Source organism: Lacticaseibacillus pantheris DSM 15945 = JCM 12539 = NBRC 106106, assembly GCF_001311175.1.
Lineage (GTDB): Bacteria > Bacillota > Bacilli > Lactobacillales > Lactobacillaceae > Lacticaseibacillus > Lacticaseibacillus pantheris.
This window is the reverse complement of record NZ_BBAI01000024.1, coordinates 25,389-35,066: the sequence shown is the minus strand read 5'-3', so window position 1 is coordinate 35,066 and position 9,678 is coordinate 25,389. Positions and strand designations below refer to the sequence as shown.

Below are 9,678 nucleotides of genomic sequence, written 5' to 3'. Positions count from 1 at the left end.
TACCTGCTGCGACACGTTTTTCTCAAAAATCAGGCTGCGTTTCACCTGTAACTCAAGCATAGCAAGTTCTGTCGCCGGTAAATTATTGACTTAGCCCGACAGATTGAGAAACAGTAGGACTGAAACCTTGCATGCAGATTGCTCACATAATATGATGAGTGTCGAGGTGAATCTTATGATTGAAAATATTGGGCGAAACATTAAACGACTCAGAGAACGGCACCACGTCACGCAAGAAGATCTAGCAAACGTGGCGGAGGTTCAACGTGATACCATTTCAAAGATCGAGCAAAACAAGCGCAATCCGAGCTTTGACACGTTGGATCGCATCGCCCGGTTTTTTTTAATGTGGCACCAGTAGACCTGCTGGGTTCGCCTACTGAACAGGAGATTCACAACACGACCGCAATTCTTGATCGGATCGATACCACGCTTGATAGAATAGAGGAATACCTTCCTAAACTGGAGCGCTTAGAGCAACTGATGTGGAAAATGCAGGATTTCTCCCCGCGTCAGATTGATCATCTTGCCGATGAACTGACAGAAATATTCAAATATTTTGAGCCCTACACACCCGTTGATGAGGATGGGGTACCAGACACTGACAGGAACGATCGACAGATAGTGAAACAATCGCGCTACCGAGATTTACCAGTGAAAGAAATCGACAAACTATATAAACAGATTCAAGAAATCAAGTCGTTTCACTCAGATCATTAGTCACAAGATGAAAGAAGAGGCCTATCCGACTGATCGGAAGAGGCCTCTTCTACAATACCAAGTTACTCTGAACAGATTTCACCGTGACTCAGGCCTCTTCCGTGAAAACAAAAGGCTCTATCACTAGATCTGTGTGATCTGCGCGTCGATATCGCAATTCCCTGCAGATTGTCTCACACTCACATGTGACCAATCATCTACTTCTGGTCCATAATATGCGCCCTATGCGGGCCTTGCGGTGACTATATTCTCATCCCGCTCGACACGTCTCATACATCTACTTTCACACGTTTCGTTACGCTAGTCCGAAGATATGCGTAATTGTTCCATTTTCCAGTAATATATAAACACCTATCCCGACATATACGGCAGCTGTAAGCCAACGCCCTGTACTCTCAAGTATGCGAGCCACGAACGGCAAGCGACCTAGCTGAGCCCCAAGCCAACAAACCAGAGTCAACATAACAAAAAAATGTCACCAACGTAATCCCCGTCGCATAGATAGTCTGAGAAGCAAACAAGGGTACGTACACGCCAATATTATCGGCACCGCAAGTCGCGACAGTTATCAGTGCCACACTAGAAATGATGTTAGCCGGTTTGAAGCGGCTTGCCACCACGCTATCATCATCATGCTCACCCGCTAGCACGAGCTTAATCCCCATCAAGACAGGAATTAGGCCTAATAACCCTAGTACCCACTCTGCTGGGACCAAGCGCAACACAAGGGCAATGAACAAGCTAGTGGCAACTAGAATCCCAGTACCTAATAAATCGCCCCAGTAAACCAGGCGCCGCTGATGAGGCTTGACGGATCCGAAAATCATCATCAAAATAAGAAGATAGTCAAGACTGGTAGAAATGTAGCAGTTACGCCAGTTATAATAGTTTTCAACATACACAAACAGCTCCTTCCGACGTCGTATGTTGACTATAACATATGTAGGAGGACTTGTCTTGGAAAACCATATAATTGATGCAGAACATATTGAGGAATCTATTCGGATTTTCAAGTTGCTAAGTAATCCAACGCGTCTACGGTTGCTACATTTGCTTGAAAATCAAGAACTCAACGTCTCTGAAATCATGACTGCTTTGGGCGTTTCACAGTCAGTTGTATCTCATCAGCTGGCAGCGCTACGCGATTATCAACTAGTGAATGCTCGTCGCGAGGGTAAGGCAATGTACTACCGCCTTGATGATCCTCATATTCTCGATGTGGTGGATGAAACACTAGCCCATGCAGATCATGTACTGCGCGGCAAGCGACACGACCAGTAGTGCTGAACGTCCGAAATAATTAACCACAAAAACACCTCAACATACGATAAGCAAAAAAAAATGAGATCTACCACGCTCACCGTGGCAGGTCTCATTTTTGAGCTGCACTAGTCTAAATTCCACACTGTGATTCCGACATTATCGTCGAACTTTCGTGGAATTACACCTACAACAGGCTGAATCGTGATCTCCCCAGTGTACATCACAGTTGCGCTGGTTAAGTGTCCCGCTATTACATGTGGCTCACCATCTCGCCCAAGTTCAGAAAGCGTAGCGTGCGCGTGCTGATGCAGAGCCCCACCATCGAATGTGATATTTCCACTCAACGACACCAGCTCAAGCATTCCGCTTAAGTGGTGATCAGTGAAGTCATTCCTATCTGGCAGATACGTGGATAGTACCGCTGCTTGGCAGGCACCGATGCCACTAAAAGTGGCAGACTTACGCCCGCATCTGCACACACTTTGAGAATCTGAGTGAGAATCTCTTCGCCCTTATCCACACGTAAGTATAGGGTTTGCCCAAGTTGCTTGTACTGCATATTCGGTACTTCCTTTCGCTATGGTAACACGACTACTTTTCCTAGACCGGCGGCAGTTGCAAGGTACTCGTGGGCCTCACGGGTTTGGGCTAAGGTGAAAATTTTCTCTGGCGTAACGTCTACGTGATGCTTGGCAATGAAATCGAACAAATCCTGTACACGCTGCGCATCGACATCGCCGGAGTAAAAACCGGTCAAATAACGATTATTCGGAATATCCATAATTGGGTCGAACTCATCTAGTGCCCAGACGCCACCAAGCTGTCCAGTAGAGCTGACCACACCCCATTCAGCAGCGTGTGCCAACGAATCGCGAACGGCAGCCGGCCCGATCATATCAACGATTTTATCGAACTCTCCGGCGTCATCAGGCAAGTGGGTCGCATCCGGTGTGTGTAAAATCGTGTCGATTCCCAGTGCCTTGAGTGCGTCATCTTTACGATCAGAGCGAGTGGTACCAGTGATCGTTAAGTCGATTCCTGACGCTTTCATCAATTTCAAAATGGCGACACCGACACCACTAGTTGCCGCACGAATTAAGACGTGATCACCAGCTTGCAGACGCAGACTCTGATAAATACCAAACGCCGTATAGAAGGTTTCTGGAATCGCCGCCAGTTGTTCCCAATCTAATTCCGTGGTAACAGGATACACCTGTGCATTAGGCAATAGGACATAGTCCGCGTAACTGCCGTCATAAGCGCGGCCCATTTCGCCCATCAACGAAACCACCGTTTGCCCTACTGTGAATCGCTCAGGGGCGCTAGTTGCATCGACAGTACCGACAACCTCAATCCCGAGAATCCGTGGAAATTTTACAGACGGAGACTTGCCTTCGCGCGTAAAAATTTCCGAATGGTTGATCCCAAACCCATGTACTTTAACCCTAGTCCAGCCAGGGCGAACGATAGGCATTGGCACTTCGGTATATTCCAACACTTCTGGGCCACCAGGATGCTTCACAATAACTGCTTTCATTTGTCGTCTTCCTTTCAGCGCTTTCCTACGCATTTGAACATTCATGAACGCTGCGAACGTTTTGCTGGCCAGTAACTCTCACGTGGAGGATACCAAGCACATTCTAGCGCGGGATGATTTGCAGATCCTCGAAATAGCCCGCTGTGCCCACATCCACCCACAGGCCAATTGCCCCACCGTTGGTCGCTCCGTTCTTAAGATCCTTCACGACTAGGGTGGGCTGTGAAGCATGATTGACATATAGTTGGGCATGATCATCCAATACTTCAATCGTCAAGTCAATCCACTCATCAAGTCCAATATCCGCATACGCCTCATACACGCCAGGCGATTCAACTCTTAAACGGTCAAACTTGTAATCGGGAAACGAAATATATTGAACTACGCGGTTTCGTCTCATCTGATCCTCAGATCTCGCATTAGTGGGCCGAATGTAGAAAGCCTCAAACTGCGTGTTACTTTCATTGATTCGAAACGCCACGCCGATGAAGCCTCGCGCATATTCAGGGGCATCAGGTAATAGCTGACCTAGCACTTTCACCTTGATTGTCCCGTTATGAAAATTTGTGTCGGTTAGCTTTGCGAAAGTGGGCTCATCAAAGGCCTCAACGGCTGGATTCTTGGTCACTTTCAACCCTTGACTGCCATCAAGTTCGGCTACCATTGCCTGGACATCCACTAAGGTTAATCGGTCAGCTGCTAAGTCAATAAATTGATCAGTACCATGACGCATTTTAACTTACCTCGCTTTCAAAACGAACCCCTAGATAGCCGTCACTAATCTTTGAGCAAATGATGCGTGACTAAGAACCGATGCGCGACTGTGGCAGCTTTTTCATGTTTAACCGTCACTTGATAATTCATTTCCTGCATTTCACTAGTCGTCACCTTACCAGCCAACCGATTGAGGCTCTTAACAATTTCCGGATGGGCTTTGGCAAACTTTGTATTCATCAGCGGCGCCCCTTGGTACGGTGGGAAGAACTGCTGCGTGTCTGTCAACATGGTCAGATGATACTGCTTGATTTGTGGATCAGTGGTATAGCCATCTGTGACATCGATTTTACCTTTGGCCAGCGCTTCATAACGTAACGCCGGTTCCATCGTCCGTACCGAATTGAAGGTCAAGCCGTATGCATTCTTCAAACCAGGATAGCCATCAGATTGTTGGTAAAAGTCAGGATCAAACGCTGCCCTAAATTGCGGAACTTGCTTCAAATCAGCAATGGATTTCAAGTGATATTTCTTAGCATCAGCAGCTCGCACTGTCATCATGTAGCCATTTTGGTACTGCATTGGTGTCAGCAAGGTCATCGCATACTGTTCTGACAGCAGCTTCTTGGCAAGTGAGTACGCCCGTGTCGGCTGATGAGGAACGCTTTGGTTAGTCTTGACCAGCGACTGCAATACTGTTCCCGTAAATTCAGGATAAATATCGATTTTGCCACTACGCAAGCCTTTGAACAGGAAGCTCGTCCCACCAAAGTTCGGTTTAAGATCAACGGTGACCCTTGCATTATCCTTTTCAATCAATTCTTTATACATATTGATGAGGATTTCTGGCTCACCACCCATTTTACCAGCAATCGTGACGGTCTGGTGTTGAGCGTTCTGCCAAGCGCGAACTCCTGCATACCCGAAACCCACAGCCAAAACCACAATTAAGCCAACTATGACGTGTTTCAAATTCGTTTGAGCCAAAAATTTGATTAGGCACTGGCGGCCAGAGCCAATACCGCTGCCAGAATGGCGCCCACGAATAGAGCACTATTATTATTCGTCTGAATACCAAGCAAAATGTAGGTCCCGAGACCACCGCCTCCGATCAAAGCGGCCAATGTTGCCGTCCCAATCACCATCACCACGGCAATGCGCAGACCAGTCAGAATCATAGGCATTGCAAGTGGCAACTGAATCTTGAATAGCTTGTATCGTCTTGATACGCCAAACGCATCTGCTGCTTCGACTAGTAAGGGATCAATGTTGGTCAACCCTGCATACGCATTGGAAAATACCGGCATGATGGCATATAAGACAAGCGCAATTATGGCTGGAATCGTCCCGATGCCGACCAACGGAATGAGTAATCCTAAGATTGCAAGACTCGGAATCGTTTGAATCACACTTGCAACTTGCAACACAGCCTCACCAGCACGCCGGTGATCGATCAACACAATCGCCAACGGGAGTGCAATCAATACGGTTATCACGGTAGCAACAACTGAAATTGCGATATGTTGCCATAAAGCATTGAGAATTTCGCCACCATTTTTGCTCAAATAGTTAGTTAAGTCCTGCATCTCATTGCACCCCCCGAGTTTGAGCAAGATACGCAATCAAGTCTGCTGGAGCAAGCTGCATATCACCAATACCAACCGTTGCAGTTGGTGATTGCTGCAACAGTGCTGCCCAGTCTGAAAGCATCGCCGTTTCCGGAAGCGATACTAGCGCTGAACCTGTCGCCGGCTGTCCGAATCCCGCAGGTAACACTGATTTAACGTATTGGGATTGACGGCCCGCGTTAGCGAAAAATTCCGCAACGAATTGATTTGCAGGCGTTGCAAGAATCTCATCTGGCGTTCCAACTTGTTGCAGCTTGCCGTCGTGGATCACCGCCAGACGGTCGGCTAACCTCAATGCCTCGTCCATGTCATGCGTAACAAAAATGATGGTGGTGTTAAATTGCTTGTGTAACTTCACGACTAAATCTTGCAGTTGACGACGCGACAACGGATCAAGTGCGCTAAATGGCTCGTCCATCAAAACGATATTCGGTTCAGCTGCTAACGCACGAACGATACCCACACGTTGCGCTTCACCACCAGATAACTCATTAGGCATCCTATTCATGAACTTGTCAGATGCTAAACCGACGGCATTCAGTAACTCGCGAACACGCGCATCCCGCCTATCTTGTGGGACGTTTTGTGCTGCCAGTTGGATTGAGGCATTCTCTGCTACCGTCATGTTTGGAAATAGTGCGCCAGCTTGCAGAACATAGCCGATCCCGCGACGAAATTCTCGAACGTCGGGCACCGCCATGACATCAAGATCATCAATCAAGACCTTGCCGCTTGTGGGTGTATTTAATCTGTTGATCATTTTCAATAATGTCGTTTTACCACTTCCGCTGGGCCCCACCAGCACGAATAGCTCATGACTTGCGATTGACAGACTGATGTCAGTCAATGCAGCTGCCTCTTGATATTTTTTGAAAACTTGCTGAAACTGAATCATCATGGTTACCTCTTTTGTTTCGGAATAGACTCACTATAATGGCAGCTTCTCAATAAGGGCTAGGTTTTTCTAGAAATTACCCTCGAATTCCAGAAAATATGCTAGAATTATTGTAACCACAAAAGTTACGGAGGTATTCACATGCGAGTTTCAACTAAGTTCAGCGACACCATCCACCTGTTGGCATTCATCTCGGTGTATCAGAACATTCATATTACTAGCGCCGTGATTGCAACCAGCATTAACACTTCACCAGTTGTCGTCCGGCGTCTGATTGGAACATTAAAAGAAGCTGGCGTCGTGACAACTGACGCCGAAACACATAACCCAATTTTCGCAAAATCACCCGATGAAATTACGTTGTTAGACGTTTACCTACTGACGGAAGGACACACCCCACTTTTCGCACTCGATAAGGAAACCAATCCGCTTTGCATAGTTGGTGCTAACATTCAAGATGTCCTAACCGGAATTTATCATGAGGCGGAAACCGCTGCGTTAATGGAGCTCGACCGACACACGATGCAAGACGTTATTGATCGGCTTCTAACTGCTGATAAGGTTAAGAAGGCACAGGCTGCCTCTGCATAGACAGCGTATTTACCCCCCTGAGAAAATGATAATTTCATTCAACAAACGAAAACGAGGACCGTATGTCAAGATTCCTAGATCACCGCGAAGCAGGTAAAATATTTCACGATTTCGAAAAACACAAGGACAGGTATCTGATTATTCATTATTCCTGCGAAAGCTTTTTCGATACCAATGGTGCAACGCCGCGGATTACCGCGATTGCTGTAAAGTCGCCATCAAGCGGTCAAACTGACCTCTTTGCGGTACATAAAGCGGCTGAATTGATGCAAATTCAAACGGAAGATATTTTCGAAAAATATAAGGAAGTTGAACGCAGGATGCTAGATGACTTCTTTACCTTTGTTCAGGGCCACACAGACAAGATTTGGATTCACTGGAATATGCGCGATTCGAACTTTGGGTTCAAGGCCCTAGAGAAAAGGTATCGAGTCTTAGGCCAGGTCCCCGCAATCATTCCAGATCAAAGCAAATTAGATTTGGCTATCCTTTTCCGGAAGTATTACGGCAAAAGCTACATTGGTGATCCACATATTAAATCGTTGATGGATCACAACGACATACACGTAAAAGATTTCATGTCTGGAAAAGACGAAGCCGATGCATTCAACAATCACGATTTTGTCAGATTAAGCTTCTCCTGTGCCGGAAAGGTCAATCTGTTCGACAAGTTTCTGACCAGAGCCATCGATAACGAGTTAAAGACAAAATCTAGCTTTCAGGATAGATATGGAAATATTCCACTAGGAATCTATAATTGTGCCAATGAGTCCACCTGGGGGAAAATCCTCTTTTGGATAGCAAACCTAATCATTGGTGGCTTGGTCGGTGGATTCATTGGAAAATTCTTCTCTTAACTCATCAGACTTAGACTTAACTCTATATAGTCGCGGTGCTAAGCAACATTGGTTCAATATCTAGCCACCAAAAAAATCGCACAATAGGTACATGCACGATTTATTCACCAGTATTTACGGGTCAGCTCAAATGTTGCACGCTGTTGCAGAAATTATCAATCCAAGCCGATTTTCACAGTACTCCATCAAGAAGTTTTCCTTGAATACCTTGACATGTCTGGATTTGTATTGAATCAGATTGACAAGTTTCGCCTTGTTACCACCAGAAGCTGTAATTTCAACGTCTACCAGTTATTACTGGTATGGCTTCATCAAAGTCCCCGCCTTGTGCGGGGGCTTTTTTTTGCACTCCAGTCAAAAAGCCCACTCCGCAAATCACGGAATGGGCCCCATATTCTAGCGGCGTTTACGCCGGGCGACTTTCATCATCGCCTTCATTTGCTTCTTACTACCAAACATCCGGTCAATTTTTGCATTCTCGCGGGTCTTCCCACGCAAAGCTACATTTTCAGCCTGTTCTGCCCTGAGCTGCAGATAACCCGTTAAACGGCCTGCGTCTAGATGGCCATTCGCAACTGCTTGTCGAACGGCACATCCCGGTTCCTGCTGATGAGTACAATCGCTAAAACGGCACCCCGCAGCGAATGCCAACACGTCACTAAAGGTTGCGTCAACATCGGCCTCGACTAATCCCAACTCACGCATCCCCGGAGTATCAATAACCAAACTCCCGTTGCCGAGTCGCAATAATTGACGCGAGGTGGTGGTATGCCTTCCGTGTGCATCTTTGGTCCGGACTGCCTGCGTAGACTGGGTTTGCTCTCCCGACAATTGGTTAATGAGGGTGGACTTGCCCACCCCTGAGGAGCCAAGAAAGGCATACGTTAATCCAGACTGCATAAACTCTGCCAACGCGGCCACACCGTCTTGCCGGCTCGCATCACAGACAATTAACGGTGCAGTACCGATAATGTATTGCACCGCTAATTCTTGAGCTGGTAGCTCCTGCGCCAAGTCGGCCTTGGTTAGCACGACCGCGGCTTGCGCCCCAGAGGCCGCGGCCACGGCCAGGTACCGTTCGAGACGGCGCAAGTTAAAGTTGCCGTCTAACGACATACATAGCAGGAGCCAATCAACATTCGCGGCAACGAGCTGGGCCTCGTGTCCGCGGCCCGCACCTTTGCGTAAAAAGACGGTATTGCGCACGTTCAGGCGCTCAATGGTCGCCAAATCTAATGGCGTATCTGGTAAACGTACTTGTACCCAGTCGCCCACCGTCGGGAAATCCTCTGGCCCAACCGCAAAGTTGAGCATCCGGCCGGCTACCTGCGCACTAAACTGACCTGCGTCCGTGACTATCGTGTACTGCTGATGATTCAGCGCAGTCACACGGGCTAGCGTGAGACCGGCCACAACGTTTTGGTACTAGTATTACCATATTCAGTTAATTTCAATTTTTGATCCTCTTCAAAG

Annotated in this window: 13 protein-coding genes and 1 pseudogene; 5 read left to right on the top strand and 9 right to left on the bottom strand. The window is 47.3% G+C overall.

Going from position 1 to position 9,678, the window contains the following annotated elements; genetic code table 11:
• Positions 1–175: 175 nt before the first annotated feature.
• On the top strand, positions 176–361 hold the full coding sequence (locus JCM12539_RS13225) for a helix-turn-helix transcriptional regulator (protein WP_162204093.1): 186 nt from the start codon (positions 176–178) through the stop codon (positions 359–361).
• On the top strand, positions 349–720 hold the full coding sequence (locus tag JCM12539_RS08400; protein WP_156302145.1) for a hypothetical protein: 372 nt from the start codon (positions 349–351) through the stop codon (positions 718–720). Before JCM12539_RS13225 ends, JCM12539_RS08400 begins: the two co-directional genes overlap by 13 nt.
• Positions 721–1,015: 295 nt before the next feature.
• On the opposite strand, the gene JCM12539_RS14755 is transcribed toward JCM12539_RS08400, so the two are convergent.
• A complete protein-coding gene (locus JCM12539_RS14755) occupies positions 1,016–1,183 on the bottom strand; it encodes a cadmium resistance transporter (protein WP_263849778.1) in 168 nt (55 codons plus the stop codon).
• Positions 1,116–1,622, bottom strand: a complete 507-nt coding sequence (locus JCM12539_RS08395; protein WP_082405425.1) for a cadmium resistance transporter — start codon at positions 1,620–1,622, stop codon at positions 1,116–1,118. Before JCM12539_RS08395 ends, JCM12539_RS14755 begins: the two co-directional genes overlap by 68 nt.
• Before the next feature lie 55 nt (positions 1,623–1,677).
• Here JCM12539_RS08395 and JCM12539_RS08390 point away from each other — a divergent pair, with 55 nt between their 5' ends.
• Positions 1,678–2,001 carry an ArsR/SmtB family transcription factor gene (locus JCM12539_RS08390; RefSeq protein ID WP_420835972.1) on the top strand — a complete coding sequence of 108 codons (324 nt, stop codon included), beginning with the start codon at positions 1,678–1,680 and terminating at the stop codon, positions 1,999–2,001.
• A gap of 107 nt (positions 2,002–2,108) precedes the next feature.
• Here JCM12539_RS08390 and JCM12539_RS15235 read toward each other — a convergent pair whose 3' ends face one another.
• From JCM12539_RS15235 to JCM12539_RS08360, 6 genes and pseudogenes are all read right to left on the bottom strand, one after another.
• The gene (locus JCM12539_RS15235) at positions 2,109–2,423 is read right to left on the bottom strand and encodes a PPC domain-containing DNA-binding protein (RefSeq protein WP_225350311.1); all 315 of its coding nucleotides are present in this window, start codon (positions 2,421–2,423) and stop codon (positions 2,109–2,111) included.
• A complete protein-coding gene (locus JCM12539_RS14155) occupies positions 2,351–2,542 on the bottom strand; it encodes a PPC domain-containing DNA-binding protein (RefSeq protein WP_054650666.1) in 192 nt (63 codons plus the stop codon). The genes JCM12539_RS15235 and JCM12539_RS14155 overlap by 73 nt, the downstream gene beginning before the upstream one ends.
• A gap of 18 nt (positions 2,543–2,560) precedes the next feature.
• Positions 2,561–3,520: a zinc-binding dehydrogenase gene (locus JCM12539_RS08375; RefSeq protein ID WP_054650664.1), complete on the bottom strand. Its 960-nt coding sequence runs from the start codon at positions 3,518–3,520 to the stop codon at positions 2,561–2,563.
• A gap of 103 nt (positions 3,521–3,623) precedes the next feature.
• Entirely contained in the window at positions 3,624–4,253 is a 630-nt protein-coding gene (locus JCM12539_RS08370) for a hypothetical protein (protein ID WP_054650662.1), read from the bottom strand.
• 44 nt (positions 4,254–4,297) lie between these two features.
• Positions 4,298–5,820 (bottom strand): annotated as a pseudogene (locus tag JCM12539_RS08365) (ABC transporter permease/substrate-binding protein).
• Between the two features lies 1 nt (position 5,821).
• A complete protein-coding gene (locus JCM12539_RS08360; protein WP_054650660.1) occupies positions 5,822–6,757 on the bottom strand; it encodes an ATP-binding cassette domain-containing protein in 936 nt (311 codons plus the stop codon).
• A gap of 141 nt (positions 6,758–6,898) precedes the next feature.
• Here JCM12539_RS08360 and JCM12539_RS08355 point away from each other — a divergent pair, with 141 nt between their 5' ends.
• Both JCM12539_RS08355 and JCM12539_RS08350 read left to right on the top strand, forming a co-directional pair.
• Positions 6,899–7,348, top strand: a complete 450-nt coding sequence (locus tag JCM12539_RS08355; RefSeq protein ID WP_054650658.1) for an Rrf2 family transcriptional regulator — start codon at positions 6,899–6,901, stop codon at positions 7,346–7,348.
• Positions 7,349–7,410: 62 nt separating this feature from the next.
• A complete protein-coding gene (locus JCM12539_RS08350) occupies positions 7,411–8,205 on the top strand; it encodes a hypothetical protein (protein ID WP_054650656.1) in 795 nt (264 codons plus the stop codon).
• A gap of 396 nt (positions 8,206–8,601) precedes the next feature.
• Here JCM12539_RS08350 and rsgA read toward each other — a convergent pair whose 3' ends face one another.
• Positions 8,602–9,594 carry a ribosome small subunit-dependent GTPase A gene (gene rsgA, locus JCM12539_RS08345; protein ID WP_162204091.1) on the bottom strand — a complete coding sequence of 331 codons (993 nt, stop codon included), beginning with the start codon at positions 9,592–9,594 and terminating at the stop codon, positions 8,602–8,604.
• Positions 9,595–9,678: the final 84 nt, after the last annotated feature.